The sequence below is a fragment of the Ligilactobacillus ruminis ATCC 27782 genome (genome assembly GCF_000224985.1).
GTDB lineage: Bacteria > Bacillota > Bacilli > Lactobacillales > Lactobacillaceae > Ligilactobacillus > Ligilactobacillus ruminis.
In genome coordinates this window covers 1,762,196-1,780,550 of sequence record NC_015975.1, presented here as the reverse complement: position 1 = coordinate 1,780,550, position 18,355 = coordinate 1,762,196, and the positions used below count along the sequence as shown (strand labels likewise).

Sequence of the window (18,355 nt, the reverse complement as noted above, 5' to 3'; positions counted from 1 at the left end):
AAATACGAAGATTCGCACTGAATTTTTCATGAAAAAAATTAATCAACGAACCAATCGACGTCATCGAGTCTTTTTTCAAAGAAACTGACGATGTTTTGGCAGGCGATTTCTTCAAGCATTACCATGGACGTTTGTGAATAAAAGGCGGCATGGGGGCTTAAAAGCACGTTTTTGCGTCCGACGAAAGGACAGCTTTCAAGATCCGGATGTTCGCTTTGGAGCACGTCCAGGGCGCACCCTTTGATAAATCCTTTGTCAAGTGCTTCGAGCAGTGCTTTTTCGTCAACTGATTCGCCCCTTGCAACGTTGATGAAATAAGGCTTTTTTTCTTTCATCATGAAAAATTCAGAGCTTGAAAAAAAGTTCTTGGTTTCAGCGGTCAAGCGCATGTGATTGATCAAAAGATCGCATTTTTTGAGCGTCTCTTCTTTTGAAAGCAGCTTGACGTCAAGATTTTTGGCGACTTCTTTTGGAAGATAAGGATCGTAGGCGACGACTTTCATGCCTAAGCCGCGTGCGAGCCTGAGCGTTTTTTGCCCGATTCTGCCCAGTCCGAAAATGCCCAAAACGTGTTCCGACAAGCGTTTTTGCGGGGATGCTTTTGAGTAGTCCCAGATTTTTTGGTCATCGATTTGGCAATTGTAGGTCTTGATGTTTTTGACGAGCGCACAAGCCAAAGAAATCGCAAATTCTGCCACATCGTCAGAGCAATAATCACGCACGGCGCAGACTCTGACGCCGTGGTTCTTGGCGGCATCAAGATCGATTGCGTTGTAGCCCGTGGCATCAACGGAGATGATTTTAAGTTTTTTCGCATGATTCAGGACTTCATCATCGATTTTGAGAAATGCAGTGACCAAGGCATCGGCGTCTTCCAAAACTCGGTAAAATTCCGTTTGGTTGTCATCGTATTCAAAAAAGACGGTCTCCCAGTCCGGGTGATTCTTTTTTAAGACTTCTTCTTCATGTTTGCGGCCGGCCAACAAGCCCGTTTCATAATCGGCAAAGAGGATTTTCATGAGATCCAGCTCCTTTTAAATAAGTGTGTTATAAAATATAACATAAATTTCGCGAATAATCTCTGTTGTAAGATACGATGCTGGACGTGATGGTATGCGATTTTTGAATATTCACTCAAAAAAACGCTCTGTAACAAGGTTGATAGTCCATGTTAGAAATGTTGACATGAATTCAAAGTGAAGGTAAACTTTGATTAAAAGTTTCAAATGATTCGCCAAGAGAGGAAGCTGATGTTCATGAGTGAATTTGATGAAGCAAAATATATCGAAAAAACTGCAATCGAACTCGTTGAAACCAAAAGCGTCAACGGAACGTCGGGCGAAGTTGACGAAGCAGAAAAAATCGTTGAGATTTTACGACGGATTCCTTACTTTCAAAAACACCGGGATGCAGTTTGGACAAAAGAACTGCCAAACGACCCTCTTGGACGCAAAAACGTCTTTGCGTTTTTGAAAAAGAAAGGCACGCAAAAAACAGTGCTGTACCATTCTCATTTTGATACCGTCGGAACCAAGGATTTCGGGCCGCTTGAAAGCGATGCGACTCATCCGGACGTGCTGGCAGAGCGGTTCAAATCTTTTGAAGATGACGAAGGAGTCAGAAACGATGCAAAGTCAGGCGACTGGGTTTTCGGACGCGGAGCATTGGACATGAAGAGCGGGGATGCGGTCAACATCGCAAATATTCGTTACTTTGCCGAGCATCAGGATGAGCTTGAGGGCAACCTTTTGTTTATGGGAAATTGCGTTGAAGAAAACGATCATCTGGGGGTCATTGCCGCGCTTGATGAGCTGGAGCGTCTGAAAGATGAAGAAGGACTTGAATATACGGTTGCGATCAATACCGATTTTATCAGTCCGAAGTATCCTGGAGACAGACAAAAATACATCTATTACGGTGCTGCCGGCAAAATTTTGACCTGTGTCTATGTTCGCGGAATCGAGACCCATGTCGGAAATACATATGACGGACTGAATTCGACGGTGATTGCCAGCCGGCTTAATTGTCTGCTCGACAACAATCCGGAATTGGTCGAAAAATTTCCGGGAGAAGAAATTTTGCCATCGACCTGTTTGATGATCAGAGATCAAAAAGATTTCTACAACGTGCAGACTCCCAAAACGACGCACATGTACTTTAATACGTTTACTTATCAAAAGCCTGCATGCGAACTGTTGGATTCGTTTAAAAAAGAAATCAAGGCAGAATGCCTTAAAATGACTGATCTTGCCAAAAGAAGAAGGTCCGCTTACCTTTCAGGACTTGGCTTTCCGAAAGACAAGGATGATCGTGCGATCGACGTTTACACTTTTGCGGAATATGCCGAAATGATGAAAAAACGGATGGACTTTGAAGCAGAATGTAAACGTTTTGCGGAGCAACGCTCTGAATTTGACAAGCGCACCGCCGGGTTTGAACTTCTTGATCATCTTGAAGAACTTGCCGGTGACGGGCGGGCCAAAATCGTCTTGTTCATTGCTCCGCCGTTTTGCCCGCACAATGCGATTTCTGAGGATTCAAAAGCGTACCGTGCTTTAAAGAAAACGTTTTTTGAACCGGAATACGTCTTGAAAAAATATTTCCCGTACTTGTCGGATTCAAGCTACATCGCGGTCGATGAAACGACGGAAGAGCTTGAGCGGATGAAAGACGACTTCCCTTTGGAAGATTTTTTGTATCCTTTGCCATACGAGACGATGAGAAAACTGTCGATTCCTGCCGTTGATCTTGGTGTTTTTGGCAAGGGAGCTCATACGTTCAAGGAACGGGTCTATAAACCTTATTCATACGGGGTTTTGCCTGAAAAAATCAGAACATATACCAAACTGATGTGGAAATAATGGAGGAATTGAAAATGTATGTAAAAGATGGAACTTCAACCTTGAAACGCGTTTTGACGTGCCCGCCGACCTTTTTGAAAAAGGCGGCTCCGATCAACGAAATTTCAAAGCTTCATCCGGAACCGCTCAATTCGGAACTGCTTGCTTCCGAATATCAACGCGTGCTTGATGCTTATGAAGAAGCAGGGGTGAAAGTCGAAAAGCTGACGCCTGATGCTTCGATGACGAATTCGATTTTTGCCCGCGATTTTGGAGGATGCGTCAAGGAAGGCTATATTTTGGGACGTTTCAAAAAAGAACTGCGCTTCCCGGAACGAAAGGCTTATGAAGACAAGATGAAGGAACTGGGCATTCCGAAGATTGCGGAAGTGGAAGACGGTTATTTCGAAGGCGGCGATTTTGCCTTCTTAAGAGAAAACGTGATTGCAGTCGGCATGCTTGACAGAACCGATGAAAAAGGATTTGAGACGATCAAAAACGCGCTTGAACCGCTTGGATACGAGGTTCATCCGGTGCCGGCCGATCCAAGGTATCTGCACCTTGACATGTGTTTCAATCTGGTGGACGAAAATCTGGCGGTTGCTTATCTTGACGGTCTTCCTGATGATTTTAAGGCTTTGCTCAAGCGTTTGGAAATTGAAGTCATCGAAGTTCCTGAGGATGCGATTTTTCATCATGGCTGCAACCTTGAAAGTTTGGGCGATCACCGCGTGCTTTCGCTCAAGCAAAATGAAGAGGTCAATCAAAAATTGCGGGAACACGGAATGGACGTCATTGAGCTTGACGTCGTTGAAACACTTAAAGCAGGCGGCGGTCCGCACTGCATGACGTTCCCGCTTGCGCGCGGCTGAAAAGCTCTGCATTTGAAAAAGACGATGGAGGAATTAAGATAATGGAAGATTTGAGATTTCGCAGACAGGTAGACGATTGTCAGCCGTACGTTGCGGGCGAATCGGAAGCGTCCGTTTTGCGCCGCTATGATTTGGAAAAAGTCGTCAAACTGGGTTCAAACGAAAATCCGTTTGCGCCATATCCACATGAAAAAGAGGCGATGCAGGAAAGCTTGAACTTTTTTGAATCGCTATCCTGAAGATGATTATCTTGAACTGACGAAAACGATCGCAAAACAAAACGGGGTCGAACCGGAAAACGTTGCGCTGGGGAGCGGGGCAGGCAACGTCATTGAGACGGTCTCGCGCCTTTTTCTGGACGAAGACGATGAAGCGATGATTGCCAGACCGACCTATCGGCTTTACCGCGAAGTTTCCAGACTGATGGGCGCAAAGGTAATCGAAGTTCCGGTCAGAGATGACTTTTCGTACGATTTTGATGCGATGAAAGCTGCGATTACCGAAAAAACCAAGATGATTTGGCTGTGCAACCCCAACAACCCGACCGGTGCAATCAACGATCCTGCTGAGATTGAAGAATTTATTGACAAAGTCGGCGATAATGTCTGGATCGTGGTTGACGAAGCGTATGCTGATTTTATCGAAGATGGGATGCGTCCTGACCTTGTTTCGAGGATCAAACACAAAAAAGTAGCGATCATCCGGACATTCTCAAAATTTTACGGCTTGGCCGGAGCTCGCGTCGGCTACGTGATTGCGCGTAAAGAAGCAATCAGAAGATACGACACCATCACCGAGCCGTTTTGTGTCAATCGAACGGGACTGTTTGCCGCAATTGCCGCTTTGACGAAAGACGTTGAATACTGTCGTGAAATCAAGGAAGTCATTTCGGCAGAACGCCATCGCGTTGAAAACGAGCTGCTCGGATTATCGCTGGAATTTGTGCCGTCGCATTCTAATTTTATTTTTGCTAAGCTGCCGGATGGGCACGATTCTGACGTCGTTTGTGAGAAGATGATGTCAAAAGGCGTCATCATTCGTTCCTGCAGTGCCTGGGGATATCGAGACTGCGTGCGCATTACGGTCGGAAAACCATCAGAAAATACGGAAATGGTACGCGTTTTGGGGAATGTTTTGGAAGAAGAAAAGGTTAGAAGCTGAGATTCGAATCAGAAAGCAAGGATTTTCATTTTTGGAAATTCTTGCTTTTTTAGATACTTTTTTTGTCAAATGCAGAGCAAAATATTCAAAGTGGAACTGGTTGTGTCACAAAAAGTAACAATTGAAATCTGTTTGAGTTGTTTTTGTGATTAATAAAAGAAAGAAATTTTTGCAATTTGTTTGAAAAAGAAAAGTAATGCAATGATATTCATTGAATAACGAATATAAAAGGCTTATTTTGAATAAATATCGTGTTATAAAATTTGACATTAAAAACAACCTAGAGTAGACTTACATTAACTTTTGATTTTCTAATTGAAACATAGGCAAGCAGAAAGCTTGCAAATAAAGGATATCCTGAATGTCACAAAAGGTTACGCAAAGAAAGGGCAGGTTGATGAATTATGAAGAACAGATTAGCAAAAATCTTTTATTCGCTCGCAGCGGTTGGTGCAGCGATTTTTCTGATAAGCGGCTGCGGTTCAAAGAAAACGGGCGCAGTTGACACGATCAAGGACAAGGGAACCTTGGTTGTCGGAACAAGTGCTGATTATGCACCGTTCGAATTTCCAATCGTAAAAGACGGCAAGAAGGAAATAGTTGGTTATGACATGATGGTTGCTCAAAAAATCGCAGACGACATGGGCGTTAAGCTGAAAATCGTCAATACGGAATTTCCGTCTCTGATTTCGGAACTCAAAAACAAGAAAATCGACCTGATCATGGCCGGGATGGTTTCGACGCCGGAACGTCGCAAGGTAATTGCATTTTCCAAGCCGTACTACAAAGTGTATAACGTTGTCTTGGTTCAAAAAAAGGATGCCAAGAATTTTCCGACAAAGGCAAGTCTTGCCGGCAAGCAGATCGGCGTTCAGCAAAGCACGACTCAAGAAGCTATTGCTAGAAAACAACTCAAGTCAAGCAAGCTCGTAACAGAGTCGCAATTAACGAGTCTGACGACGGAACTCAAGGAAGGCAAGCTTTCAGGCGTTGTTTGCGAAAAGGCGATTGCCGACAACTATCTGGCGACATATCCTGACAAGTATGCTGTTGCCAAAGTCAAGCTCGTTACTCCTGAAGAAAACAAAAATATCGACATTGGCATTCGCAAAGATGACAAGGACTTGAAAAAACGCATAGACAAAGTTTTGACTAAACTTGAAAAGTCGGGTCAGCTTGACAAGATGTTCAAAAAAGCTCAGAAGATTCAAGCAGAAAATAAGTAAAAACGTTGATTTGACTGTCTGGAGTGAAGGTTATGTTTGATTTTTTAAGCAAGTACTACCCGCTGTTCTTCTGCGGAACGGCACAAACGGTAATAATATCGCTGATCGGCGTTGCAATCGGAATTTTGCTCGGATTGATCGTCGTTTCGATGCGGATGTCTGATTTTAAGGTTCTCTCATGGCTCGCGCGCTGCTACGTGTCGATCGTGCGCGGGACGCCCGCGATGATTCAGGTGATGCTGATCTACTATTCGCTTTCGAAACTGTTGGAACTGCCGGACGTTTCGATTCTTGGCTCAAGCATTGCGCGCATTATTCCAGGATCGATTGCTTTGGGAATAAATTCCGGAGCCTATACCGCCGAAATTTTTCGTTCCGGAATCATTTCCGTCCCAAAAGGTCAAACCGAGGCCGGACTTAGTTTGGGCTTGGATGAATTGACGACGATGACGAGCATCGTTTTGCCGCAAGCCGTCAGAAACGTTTTGCCTGCTCTGTGCAATGAATTCATTTCGCTGATCAAGGAATCCTCGGTGCTTTTTTACATCGGGGTTCAGGATTTGACGGCTCAAGCGCTCGGAATCGGCGGAACGCTTTATGATTTCGTGCCGCCTTTGATCGTTGCCGCAATCATCTACTTCATCTTGACGTTCCTTTTGTCGCAAGGCGTCAGCGTTCTTGAAAAGAAAATGGGCAAGAAGTACAGCAACGGAATCGTTTGATTTGGAAAGGTGTGGATAAGATGGAACCTTTGATCAATGTTGTCGGATTAAAGAAATCGTACGGGTCAAATTCTGTTTTAAAAAATATCGAATTCAAAGTCTACCCAAAAGAAAAAGTCGTTTTGATCGGACCGTCAGGCGGCGGCAAAAGCACTTTGCTGCGCTGTTTGAATCGGTTGGAAGAGTGTGAAGGAGAAATCGAATTTGAAGGGAAAAACATCGTCAGCGTCAGCTCAAAGGAACTGCAGGTTTTGCGGCGCAAGATGGGAATGGTCTTCCAACAGTTCAATTTGTTTCCGAACATGACGGTGCTTGAAAACATTACGTTTGCACCCGTCAAGCTGAAGGTTTCAGAGCCAAAGGAAGCGGAAAGATATGCGCATGAGCTGTTAAGACAGGTCGGGCTGGACGATAAGGCCGATGCTTACCCGCAGTCGCTTTCTGGCGGGCAGCAGCAGCGCGTTGCGATTGCAAGGGCGCTTGCGATGAAACCTGAAGTCATGCTGTTTGACGAACCGACGAGCGCTCTTGATCCCGAAATGGTCGGTGACGTTTTGGACGTCATGCGAAGACTCGCCAAAAGCGGGATGACGATGATCATCGTCACGCATGAAATGTCGTTTGCAAGGGATGTGGCAGACAAGGTGTTGTTTATGGATCAAGGCAGAATTGCTGATGTCGGAGATGCCGACTATATCTTTTACAAGTCTGAAAACAAGCGGACGCGCGAATTTTTGTCGAAGGTCATGTAAAAATGCAAAAGTATCGAGTAAAGGATGGATTAAAATGGAAAGTTTATATGAAAGGTCGCTCAAAGTTTTTCCGCCGGTCGCCGGTCGTGCGACGAAAATCGGAGCAGTTTCCGGACAAGGATCATGGCTGATTGACGAAAGCGGCAAAAAATATTTGGACTTTGCGTCAGGGGTTGCAGTCGTCAATTGCGGACATAATCATCCAAAAGTCGTCGAAGCAGTCGAAAAGCAGCTGCATGAGCTGGTTCACGGCGGACACAACGTCGTGTATTATCCAAAATACGTGGAGCTTGCAGAAAAGCTCGTTGCAAGAGTCGGAAAACCCGGCGAGTACAAAGTCTATTTTTCAAACAGCGGTGCAGAAGCAAACGAAGGCGCAGTCAAACTGGCGCTCAAAGCGACGGGACGACCGGGGATAATCGCGTTTAACGGCTCGTTTCACGGGCGGACGCTGCTTTGTGCTTCGATGACGGCTTCAAGCGCATTATATCGAGAAAATTACGAACCGGAGCTGCCGCAGGTTTATCACGCTGATTTTCCTGATGTTTGGAATACGGATTTGACGGAACAAGAAGAAATTGAGCGGTGTTTAAATTCCGTACATAAAATTTTTACGAATCTGATTTTGCCTGAAAGAGTCGCCTGCATGGTGATCGAACCGGTTCAGGGCGAAGGCGGATACTTGCCGGCACCGAAGCGTTTTATCGCAGAATTGCGTAAAATCTGCGATGAGCACGGTATTTTGCTGATTTTTGACGAGGTTCAGTCCGGCTACGGCAGAACGGGTTATCTTTTTGCCAAAGACTATTATGGCGTTCAGCCGGACATTTTCACGTCTGCCAAAGCAATTGCAAACGGGATCCCGCTCAGTGCCGTCATCGGAAAAACCGAATACATGGATAAATGGCTTGCAGGATCGCATGGCGGAACTTTTGGCGGCAATCCGTTGGCTTGTGCGGCGGGATGTGCAGTCCTTGACGTCATTGATGAAGATTTTTTGGAAGACGTTCGAAAAAAGGGCGCATTCATCAGAGAAAGGCTTGAAGATTTGAAGGTAACACATTCAAACGTCATCTCAAGCATTCGCGGAATCGGCATGATGAACGGCGTTGAATTCAGAAAAGACGGCAAGCCGTTGCCAAAAATCGTTTCAAAAGTTCAAGAGATTGCGCTTTCCAAGGGACTGATTCTGCTCAATTGCGGGACTTTCCACAACGTGATTCGGCTGATTCCGCCTTTGACCGCAACTAAAGAAGAGATTGAACAGGCAATTGGGATTATTGATGAATGTTTGAAAGAAATCGAGGGGTGAAAACATGAGCTATACTGCAATCAATCCGGCGACCGGAGAGATTGTCCGCGATTTTCCGACGGCAACCGATCAAGAGGTCAAGCAGGCGCTGGAAGCGGGATCTGCATTTTACGAAAGCCAAAAAAGCGTATCAGTCGCAAAACGGGCAAAGCTTTTATTGAAACTTGCCGACGTCATGGACGAAAACGTCGAAGAACTGGCACGCGAAGCTGCCGAAAACATGGGCAAGCTTTTGCGTGAAGGTCGCGGAGAAGTCGGACTTTGTACCGGTATTTTGCGATATTACGGAACAAAGGGCATCGAGTTGATGCGGCCGAAGACTTATGAATACGGAAACGGCAAAAAAGCCAGGCTTTATCATCAGGCGCTCGGAATCGTTTTGAGCGTTGAACCGTGGAATTTTCCCTATTCACAGGCAATCAGAGTGCTGGCGCCGTGTTTTTTGCTGGGAAATGCAGTGATTTTAAAGCACGCAGGCATTGTTTGCGGATGTGCCGATCTGCTCGAAAAACTGACGGTCGAGGCCGGTTTTCCGAAAGGCGCGTTCAAGAATCTCTTTTTAACTCATGAACAGACTGCAAATATTATGGAAGATCCTTGCATTTGCGGCGTAGCGCTGACCGGGTCGGAAAAGGCCGGCAGGATAATTGCCGAACAAGCCGGTAAGAATCTGATCAAAGCAACGATGGAACTTGGAGGAACCGACGTCTTCGCCGTGCTGGACGATGCCGATTTGGAAAAGGCCGTCAAGGACGCGGTCCAGGCCAGACTCAGAAATTGCGGGCAGGTCTGCACGTCTGCAAAGCGGTTCATCGTCGAAGAAAGCATCTATGACAAGTTCGTTGACGGTCTGAAAACTGAATTTTCCAAGCTTGAATTGAAAAATCCGCTCGATGAAACCGCAGACCTTGGCCCGCTCAGTTCAAGGGATGCAGTGCTGACGCTGACAAATCAGGTTAATGAAGCAATCAGTCATGGAGCAAAAGTCGAGCTTGAAGGCGGGGCGATTCCCGGCGGGTGCTACTTCAAGCCGATGATTTTAAGCGAAATCGAAAAAGGAAATCCCGCCTATGATGCCGAATTCTTCGGTCCGGTTGCTCAAATCTACGCAGCAAAAGACGATGCGGACGTAATCAGAATCGCCAATGATTCCGAACACGGCCTGGCCGGTGCCGTCTATTCAAAAGATGCGGAGCGTGCCAAAAAAGTGGCGCTTGCAATCGAAACGGGGCAGATTTTCATCAATCAGCCTTCAAGCGCGCATCCGGAATTGCCGTTTGGCGGCATTAAGAACTCTGGATTTGGCAGGGAGATGAGCGACATCGGGTTGTTCGAGTTTGCAAACGAAAAAATCGTTGTCGACTGATTACTTTTAAATATTTTCTTAAGAAATCCTTAACGTTCTTAGTGATGTTAAGGTTTTTTTATGCTATGGCGGCTGATTTAAGAATTGGTTTCAGAATCTATTAAGAAATTGACTCTAGAATCTTTGTTATAAACGTTAGAAGCGTAGGAGGAACTGCAATGAAAGAAGCATTTCGGAAAATCAGAAACAATGCGTACGTTGTTTTCGTTTCAAAAACAATTTTTTACTTTTTGATTCTGCTTGCGCTTGTCTACCTGTACAACTACAGCGGAATGAGTCAGTCGCACTTTATTTACAACGAATTCTAAGGAGCAGAACAATGGAAAACATTATCAGCAGAATCGATCGGATCGCAACGGAAAATCCCGATCGAATCGCCTATGATTATTTGGGGAGAACGAATACTTACGGGGAATTGAAGGAAAAGTCAGATGCCCTGGCAGCATATCTTAAAGCTTCGAATCTGCCAGAAAAGGCTCCGCTGATCGTTTTTGGGGGTCAGGATTTTCAAATGATCGCAACCTTTTTAGGCATTGTCAAATCCGGTCGGGCCTATATTCCGGTCGACGTTCATTCATCTGAAGATCGCGTCAAAGTCATTGAAGAAATCGCAAAGCCTGCAGCCTGCATCGCGTTAAGCGAGCTTCCCGAAACGGGGCGGGAAGTTCCTGTAATTTCCAGGGAACGCCTGGACGAAATCATGGCTGAAGAAGGCAAGTCAGTTAGCGAAGAAGATTACGTCAAGGGAGACGATGACTTTTACGTCATTTTCACTTCAGGGACGACCGGCAAGCCAAAGGGCGTCCGGATTGCGCATGACGATCTGGCAAGTTTCGTTGACTGGATGGACAGGGATTTCGGGCTGGAAAAGGAGCAGACGGCCTTATCGCAGGCACCGTACTCGTTTGACCTGTCAGTGATGGATCTTTATCCGACTTTGACAAATGGCGGCAAGCTCGAAGTCTTGCCTAAGGAAACAACTGATAATTTCAAGCAGCTGTTTTCGCGCCTGCCGGAGATGAAAGTCAATACGTGGGTTTCAACGCCTTCGTTTGCCGATATCTGTCTTTTGTCAAAGGAATTTGACGAAAAACATCTTCCTGACTTGAAACGATTCATGTTTTGCGGTGAAGAGCTGACGCATCAAACGGCTCAGAGATTGAGGGAACGTTTCCCGAACGCTCAAGTTTTCAATACTTATGGTCCGACTGAAGCAACCGTTGCCGTTACTCAAACGGAAATTACGGATGAAGTTTTGGAAAACTATCAGCGTCTGCCGATTGGTGTCTGCAAGGAAGACGCAAAAATCATTTTGCTGGATGAAAACGGCAATGAAGCTGAAGCGGGAAAGGCCGGGGAAATCACGATCGTCGGTGCCGGCGTTTCAAAGGGCTATTTGAACAATCCTGAAAAAACTAATCAGGCATTCTTTGAATATGAAGGCAAACGTGCATATCGAACGGGTGATCTTGGACGTTTTGATTCAAACGGTCAATTGATGTATATGGGTCGTTTGGATTTTCAAGTCAAGCTTCACGGCTACCGCATCGAACTTGAAGACGTCGATCAATGCCTGTCGCACGTAAGTCTGGTTGAACGTGCCGCAACCGTTCCGCGTTATGACGGAAATCATAAGGTGAGCCAGCTGATTGCATATGTCGTTTTGAAAAATGCAGAGTTTGAAAATGAATTTAAGATGACTCAGGCAATCAAGGAAGAGCTCAAAGAAACGATGATGCCTTACATGATGCCGCAACGTTTCGTTTATGTCGAGACGCTGCCGTTGACCCAAAACGGCAAGGTCGATCGCAAATCCTTGATTAAGGAGGTTAATCGCTGATGATCAATCTGCAGCCGTATCAGAATCCAACCTACTTCGTTCTGTTGGCAGTTGCACTTTTGCCGCTTGCAATCGGGCTGCTCTATGGCAAGCGGTTTAAAGTATATGAAATGATTGTTTCATTTGCTTTCTTGCTGTTGACGTTTGGCGGCGTCAAGCTGAATGAGGGCTTGGCCCTGTTGGGATACGTTATTTTTGAAACGCTGTTGGTCTGCGGATATCATGCCTATCGAAAGAAACAAAACTCAGGATACGTTTTTGTTTTGGCAGTTGTTTTGGCAATTGCTCCGCTTTTGATTTTTAAACTGACGCCTTTTGTTACCGGCAAGCCTTCCATTTTGGGATTTTTGGGCATCAGCTACTTGACGTTTAAGGTCGTTGGAACGGTGATGGAAACGCGTGACGGAATGATCAAGGAATTAAAGTGGTATCACGTGCTACATTTTCTGTTGTTCTTTCCGACGATTTCGTCAGGGCCGATTGACAGGTACAGACGATTCAGAAAGGACTATGAAAAGGTTCCTTCAAGAGAAAAATATCTGGAACTTCTGGGCAAGGGCGTCTGGAACATCTTTTTGGGATTTTTCTACAAGTTCATCCTGGCTTATGCCTTCGGAACGCTGATTCTGCCCGTTGTCAGCAAATATGCGCTTGGACATGGCGGAATCTCCTGGTGGCTTGTCGCCTATATGTACGTTTACGCAATGGACCTGTTCTTTGACTTTGCGGGCTACAGTCTGTTTGCGGTCGGCATCAGCTACATCATGGGCGTTGAAACACCGGTGAACTTCAACAAGCCGTTTATCTCAAAGAACATCAAGGAATTTTGGAACAGATGGCACATGTCGCTTTCATTTTGGTTCAGAGATTATATCTACATGCGTTTCGTCTTTTTCATCATGAAGAACAAGCTGATGAAGAATCGAGTTCACATCGCATCAGTCGGATATCTGCTCTTGTTTTTGATCATGGGCTTCTGGCACGGACTGACCTGGTATTACATCGTGTACGGGTTGTACCATGCCTGCGCGATTATTTTGTGCGATGCCTGGCTCAGGTTCAAGAAGAAACACAAAGACAAGCTTCCGCATAACAAATTTACGGAATGTTTGGCAATTTTCGTGACGTTCAACGTCGTTTGCTTCTCATTTTTGATATTCTCAGGTTTTTTGGATACGTTGTTTTTTGCTAAATAAGAAAGAGGTTTTATAAATGAAAGATACAGTTTTGGGTATTTTGGAAGATTTGACGGGTTCGGATGAAGTTTCAAAAGATCTGGACGTAAATTTGTTTGAAACGGGTCTGCTTGATTCGATGGCAACGGTTCAATTGCTGCTTGAACTTCAGGCACAGTGCGGAATTGACGTTCCCGTTTCTGAATTTGAACGCAGCGAATGGGATACGCCGAACAAAATCATTGCCAAAGTCGAGAGTATGCAATAAATGAAAAAAGAGTTGTTTAAAATCTTTGGCCCGTTGATCTGCGCATTTTTGCTGCTGGGGATTTTCCTTGGGCTTCCGCTTTTCAACCGGGGCAAGATTTCAAAGGAAAAGATGCGCGAAATTTCATATTCGCAATCGACAAATATTTTCAAGGGCAGATACGTCAAAAATCAGGCATTTTCGGGCAAGTACGTCCCGTTTTTCGGATCGTCCGAACTTTCAAGACTCGATGCGCTCCATCCTTCGATTTTAGCTGAGAAGTATCATCGAAATTATCAGCCGTTTTTGCTTGGAAATGCAGGGTCGCAATCGCTTGCGCATTTTTATTCGATGCAGCCGGTCAATTCGGCTTTGCACGGCAAAAAAGCCGTGTTCATCATTTCGCCGCAATGGTTCGTAAAAGACGGCACAAATGCTGAAGCGTTCAGTTTGTATTATTCAAATCTTGAGGGCGTGAACTGGATCTTGAATTCAAAAGATTCGCGTGCAACGCGCTATGCTGCAAGCAGATTGCTTGCGATGCCGACGGGGTCAAGCGACGAGCTGATGAAAATGGCATTGAAGAAAAAAGAAAAGGGCAAGCCTTTGGGCAAGACGTTGCGCTGGTATCTTGAATATCGTCGCAATGCGCTTGAAAATGAAGATCATTTGTTTTCAATGTTCAAGCTGAATGACCGGACTCAAAAAGTCGACAGGGCCATGAAGAAGCTTCCTGAAAGATACAGTGTCGGAAAACTTGATGCCGTTGCGACAAAACTCGGCGAAAATGCAACGGGCAATAACCCGTTTGACGTTTCAAAAAAATTTTGGAACAAGCGTTTAAAGGGCAGTTACAAGGAACTCAAGGGCAAGCAGGCTGATTATGACTATACTCAGTCGCCTGAATTTGCCGACTTCCAGCTTGTTTTGCAGCAGTTTAAAGATAATAATATGGACGTCATGTTCATTATTCCGCCTGTCAACAGAAAATGGATGGAATATACCGGACTTTCGCAAAAAATGCTTGATCGATTCGATAAGAAAATTATTTATCAGTTGCACTCTCAAGGTTTCAACAACATCTGCGACATGACAAACGTCAAGGAAGAACCGTACTTCATGCAGGATACGATTCACCTTGGCTGGCGCGGATGGCTTGCGGCCGATACCTATATCAGTCCGTTTATGGCCTCCAAATTTGAGGCGCCTCATTACAAGATGAATGACATGTTTTACAGCAAAGGCTGGCAGAATTTGTCAGGCAGCGGAATTGACGATTTGAAGTAGCAAAAAGCTCTCGTTTATGCGAGGGCTTTTTGTTTGGCAATTGTGTAAAATGCAGTGTGCGAATTTAGTGATTCGGTCTATGATTTTAGTAGTATAATAAAGCCAGATTATATAAAAGGAAGTCCTCAAGATGAGCGATAAACAAGAATTAGTGCTTGCTTTGGAACGTTTTGACAAAGCATGCCAAAATGATTACGTCAACGATACCGTCAACAAGACGGCAGTCAGTCTGAAGAAAAATGAAAATGCGGCTCAAGAAGCAAAATGGGCATATCAGCGCTTGAATCAAACGATGCTTGCGGAACATCTAAAATTGGATGACGAAGCTAAAACAGCACTCGCAACGATCAAGAAGATTGCCGAATCTGATGGTGCTTTGGGCGGATTAAATACGTTTAACGCAACGAACGTTTGGTGAAAAAATCCCTTTTATTTCTTGAATCAAATGAAATGCCGAACAAATTCGGTCGATTTTCGACTGGTTTTGTCCGGCATTTTCTTAATTTGGATGCGTGAAGTTCTTTTTGTCAAATGCAGTGTCCGCTTAATCAATGAACCAAGACGGGATTACGGGCAAAACGGCGATTTTGGTGATTTGCCTGTAAAAGCCAGGCTCCGATTACGGGCAAAATCCAGATTTGTTTCTGTATATCCAAAAAATGGGATGAAATTTGCGATTGATTGTGAATCATCCTGTCTTTTAGTTTGAGACATAGGGTTCCTTAGCATCTATTTCACATATTATATATTCTTTTAAAATAAGGTAAGGTTTCTTTATCGTGAGTAATTGAGATTATCGTCAGATCAGGTTTTTCAGTCAGAAATTTCAGTATTTTATTTCTACTTTTTGAATCGATGGCTGATAATGATTCATCGAGTATAATAACTTGCGGGTTTCTAACCATTACGCGAATTAAAGCAAGCTTTTGCTTTTGACCTCCTGATAATCCTGAACCGTTTGAGTTCACTTGAGTGTTAATACCATTTGGAAGTTCCCTAATGTCTTTGGAGAAGTCGATTAAATCACAAAGGTGCTGTATTTTCTTTGAAGAATAAAAAGAATCATTGAGCCCGATTGTGATGTTATCTGAAATGGTTCCAGGAAATAGAGTCGTTTCTTGAGGAATATAAATTATCTTATGCCTGTAACTTTTTATGTTGTACTCTTCTGTACAAATTCCGTTTACGAGAATATTACCATAATCTGGAAGTATTTCGCGTGCAAGCAATTTGGCCAAAGTAGATTTGCCAGTCCCGCTTTCACCGCAAATAGCAATTTTATCCCCTTTATTTATGATCATCGTTAAGTTATTTATCGTATTATCGCCGTAGTCATAGCTGTAGCACAGATTGTTGACTTCTATTGATTCAACATTTCCTAGATATTCGTTTCCATAGTTGTCTTCTTGCTCGACAGAATATACTTCGTTTAAACGGATATTAGCTATATTGGCGGCCTGTATTTTGGTTTGCAATGATATTATTCCTTCGAGATGCGACACTAGGTATCCTAGCAAAGCATTGAAAGTCATCAGTTTTCCGATTGTCAGCGAAGTGGTATGTATCATCCTTGCACCAATCAATAGTATGATGACGTTAAAAATCAGCTGTATCAAATTTTTTAAGCAATTTTGCATGTTGACATGATTCGTGTAGTTAACATATTTTTGGATATAATTTGTGTATTTAAATTTTGCATGAGAATAGGAAAAATCTTCCAAGCAAAGCGATTTTATCGTTTCTATTCCAGTAATATTATCGATGATTGATGAGTCTACTTCTGAGTAAGATTGCATGAGATTGTAATTTTCTTTTTTGAAGTACGTTGAGAAAGCATATATCAGCAAAATATAGAGCGGAATGATACACAAAGATATGCAAAAAAGAGTGACGTTTTGATGAAATATGAAAAAAAGAATCGATATTACGATTATTGAATCCAAGCAAATAGTTACGATAGTTTCCCCCAATACCTCTATAAGAGTATTTGCATCAGAAAATCTTGAAGTGATTTCGCCTGTTTTTCTTGTTTCAAAAAAAGACATTGGCAATTTGATTATGTACCCCCAATATTTCAAAACGATTGATTTGGAAAGTGAATTACTCAGTTTTAAAAGAAGTTTTTGTTGAAAAAACAGAGTAATTTGTTGAAATATGTAGCATATTATCAACCCTGCAGAAACAATATCAAGAAGGTTGATGTTTTGTTTTGGAATATAATAATCTATCAATTCTTGTAGAAAATATGAGCTGATAATATTAACCGTCGCGATAAATATTGCGGTAACGAAAATTTTCACAATTGTTTGGTGCTCTTCCATCAAAACGGGAATAAATGATAATAAATTTTTAGAATTTACATGGTTTATTTTGAAATCATCACCTTTATGGCATGTAATGATGACACCGGTCCATATTTTTTCAAAAGAACGTTTGGAAATTTTGACCATCTTTACCGTTGGATCAGGGTCAGCTACTAGAACATATGATTCAGTGACTTGATATATTACGCAAAAATGACTGATTCCTCCTTCTTTTACTACGAAGGCAATTAAAGGAAGTTCTGGAAAGTTGCAGAGATTATCATAATCAAGCTCAAAAGAATCTGTCGTTAAGCCTATTTTTTCTGCTGCCTTCATTAACCCCCAAGCACTTGCACCGTTTTTTGTTATTTTGGCGAGATTTCGCAAGTATGAAAGATGATATTCAGAACCGTAATATTTAGCTATCATTGAAAGGCAGGCAATGCCACAGTCCATTTCATCAACTTGTGGAATATAAGGGTATTTTTTACTGAATATCATTGCAATATTGCTCCATTGTCTTCTTGACATTTTTTGCGTTTCTGCGTGAAACATCGACCGAAATGCCGTTTTCAAAGAAAATCTTTCTTTGTTTTGAATCAAAACTGACGATGTTTTGCGGATTAACTATGCAGGAACGGTCAACTTGAAGCAATTCGGGGTATCGTTTTGAAATTTCGTAAATCGTTCCATAAAATTCGGATTGTTCATCCTTGGCTACGACGACCAGACGATGGATAACGTCAGAAACTTTGATGTACAACAATTTGTTAAAATTGATAAAATGTTCCTCTCTGCCGATTTTAAAAGATAACTGTTTTTGGTTGGTCTTCTCAATAGCATCGATGCGTTTTTGTGCTTCGCTCAAACTATAATTGATTTCATTGTGAATGTTTGTGATGTCGTCATCTTTATAAATAAATGACAAGCATTCGAGGTGTTCTTTGATAACTTTTGAAACCATTTCATCGTGTGTCGTAATAAACGAAATTTTTGCTTCGGCATCATGTTCTCTGATCCATTTGGCTAATTCGATGCCGTTAATATGTTTTTTTCCAAGGTCGATGTCAAGAAAGTAAATCCCGCCTCTTACATCAAACGTCTCGATGAACTGCTTTATTTCTTCAGGCAACTGTGTTGCCAAGCTGATACTAAAGTCGTGCTCGTGAAATGCAGAATAGTTGGCTACATACTGTTTTAAAGATAACAATTGGATAGGGTTGTCTTCGCATATAAAAATTCTATGAAACAT

The 18,355-nt window shown here is 43.3% G+C and carries 18 protein-coding genes; 15 read left to right on the top strand and 3 right to left on the bottom strand.

The window, feature by feature from the left end:
• Positions 1 to 38 precede the first annotated feature (38 nt).
• Positions 39 to 1,019 carry an NAD(P)-dependent oxidoreductase gene (locus tag LRC_RS08925; protein WP_014074107.1) on the bottom strand — a complete coding sequence of 327 codons (981 nt, stop codon included), beginning with the start codon at positions 1,017 to 1,019 and terminating at the stop codon, positions 39 to 41.
• Between the two features lie 237 nt (positions 1,020 to 1,256).
• On the opposite strand from LRC_RS08925, the gene LRC_RS08920 reads away from it, so the two are divergent.
• The 15 genes from LRC_RS08920 to LRC_RS08855 all read left to right on the top strand — a co-directional run bounded on the left by LRC_RS08920 (position 1,257) and on the right by LRC_RS08855 (position 15,218).
• Positions 1,257 to 2,861 (top strand): M20/M25/M40 family metallo-hydrolase, encoded by a 1,605-nt coding sequence (locus tag LRC_RS08920; RefSeq protein WP_241531278.1) that lies wholly within the window; start codon positions 1,257 to 1,259, stop codon positions 2,859 to 2,861.
• Between the two features lie 14 nt (positions 2,862 to 2,875).
• A complete protein-coding gene (locus tag LRC_RS08915) occupies positions 2,876 to 3,712 on the top strand; it encodes a dimethylarginine dimethylaminohydrolase family protein (RefSeq protein WP_041820145.1) in 837 nt (278 codons plus the stop codon).
• 41 nt (positions 3,713 to 3,753) lie between these two features.
• Positions 3,754 to 3,951 carry a hypothetical protein gene (locus LRC_RS12210; protein ID WP_338034081.1) on the top strand — a complete coding sequence of 66 codons (198 nt, stop codon included), beginning with the start codon at positions 3,754 to 3,756 and terminating at the stop codon, positions 3,949 to 3,951.
• Positions 3,935 to 4,873, top strand: coding sequence for a histidinol-phosphate transaminase (gene hisC, locus LRC_RS08910; protein ID WP_338034080.1), 939 nt, complete (start codon positions 3,935 to 3,937; stop codon positions 4,871 to 4,873). The genes LRC_RS12210 and hisC overlap by 17 nt, the downstream gene beginning before the upstream one ends.
• Positions 4,874 to 5,277: 404 nt before the next feature.
• A complete protein-coding gene (locus LRC_RS08905; protein ID WP_014074104.1) occupies positions 5,278 to 6,099 on the top strand; it encodes a transporter substrate-binding domain-containing protein in 822 nt (273 codons plus the stop codon).
• Positions 6,100 to 6,131: 32 nt separating this feature from the next.
• A complete protein-coding gene (locus LRC_RS08900) occupies positions 6,132 to 6,821 on the top strand; it encodes an amino acid ABC transporter permease (protein ID WP_014074103.1) in 690 nt (229 codons plus the stop codon).
• A gap of 20 nt (positions 6,822 to 6,841) precedes the next feature.
• Entirely contained in the window at positions 6,842 to 7,573 is a 732-nt protein-coding gene (locus tag LRC_RS08895; protein ID WP_041820142.1) for an amino acid ABC transporter ATP-binding protein, read from the top strand.
• Between the two features lie 34 nt (positions 7,574 to 7,607).
• Complete coding sequence (locus LRC_RS08890; protein ID WP_014074101.1) at positions 7,608 to 8,885, top strand: aspartate aminotransferase family protein; 1,278 nt, start codon at positions 7,608 to 7,610, stop codon at positions 8,883 to 8,885.
• A 4-nt stretch (positions 8,886 to 8,889) separates the two neighbouring features.
• Entirely contained in the window at positions 8,890 to 10,251 is a 1,362-nt protein-coding gene (locus tag LRC_RS08885) for an aldehyde dehydrogenase family protein (RefSeq protein ID WP_014074100.1), read from the top strand.
• Between the two features lie 158 nt (positions 10,252 to 10,409).
• A complete protein-coding gene (locus LRC_RS08880; RefSeq protein ID WP_003692063.1) occupies positions 10,410 to 10,559 on the top strand; it encodes a teichoic acid D-Ala incorporation-associated protein DltX in 150 nt (49 codons plus the stop codon).
• Between the two features lie 11 nt (positions 10,560 to 10,570).
• Entirely contained in the window at positions 10,571 to 12,091 is a 1,521-nt protein-coding gene (gene dltA / locus LRC_RS08875; RefSeq protein ID WP_014074099.1) for a D-alanine--poly(phosphoribitol) ligase subunit DltA, read from the top strand.
• Entirely contained in the window at positions 12,091 to 13,287 is a 1,197-nt protein-coding gene (gene dltB, locus LRC_RS08870) for a D-alanyl-lipoteichoic acid biosynthesis protein DltB (RefSeq protein WP_014074098.1), read from the top strand. Before dltA ends, dltB begins: the two co-directional genes overlap by 1 nt.
• A gap of 16 nt (positions 13,288 to 13,303) precedes the next feature.
• A complete protein-coding gene (gene dltC, locus LRC_RS08865) occupies positions 13,304 to 13,534 on the top strand; it encodes a D-alanine--poly(phosphoribitol) ligase subunit DltC (RefSeq protein ID WP_003692058.1) in 231 nt (76 codons plus the stop codon).
• Complete coding sequence (gene dltD / locus LRC_RS08860) at positions 13,535 to 14,800, top strand: D-alanyl-lipoteichoic acid biosynthesis protein DltD (RefSeq protein ID WP_014074097.1); 1,266 nt, start codon at positions 13,535 to 13,537, stop codon at positions 14,798 to 14,800.
• A 130-nt stretch (positions 14,801 to 14,930) separates the two neighbouring features.
• Positions 14,931 to 15,218, top strand: a complete 288-nt coding sequence (locus LRC_RS08855) for a hypothetical protein (protein ID WP_014074096.1) — start codon at positions 14,931 to 14,933, stop codon at positions 15,216 to 15,218.
• Between the two features lie 316 nt (positions 15,219 to 15,534).
• On the opposite strand, the gene LRC_RS08850 is transcribed toward LRC_RS08855, so the two are convergent.
• Complete coding sequence (locus LRC_RS08850; RefSeq protein ID WP_080876857.1) at positions 15,535 to 17,658, bottom strand: peptide cleavage/export ABC transporter; 2,124 nt, start codon at positions 17,656 to 17,658, stop codon at positions 15,535 to 15,537.
• Positions 17,591 to 18,355 carry a LytR/AlgR family response regulator transcription factor gene (locus tag LRC_RS08845; RefSeq protein ID WP_014074092.1) on the bottom strand — a complete coding sequence of 255 codons (765 nt, stop codon included), beginning with the start codon at positions 18,353 to 18,355 and terminating at the stop codon, positions 17,591 to 17,593. The genes LRC_RS08850 and LRC_RS08845 overlap by 68 nt, the downstream gene beginning before the upstream one ends.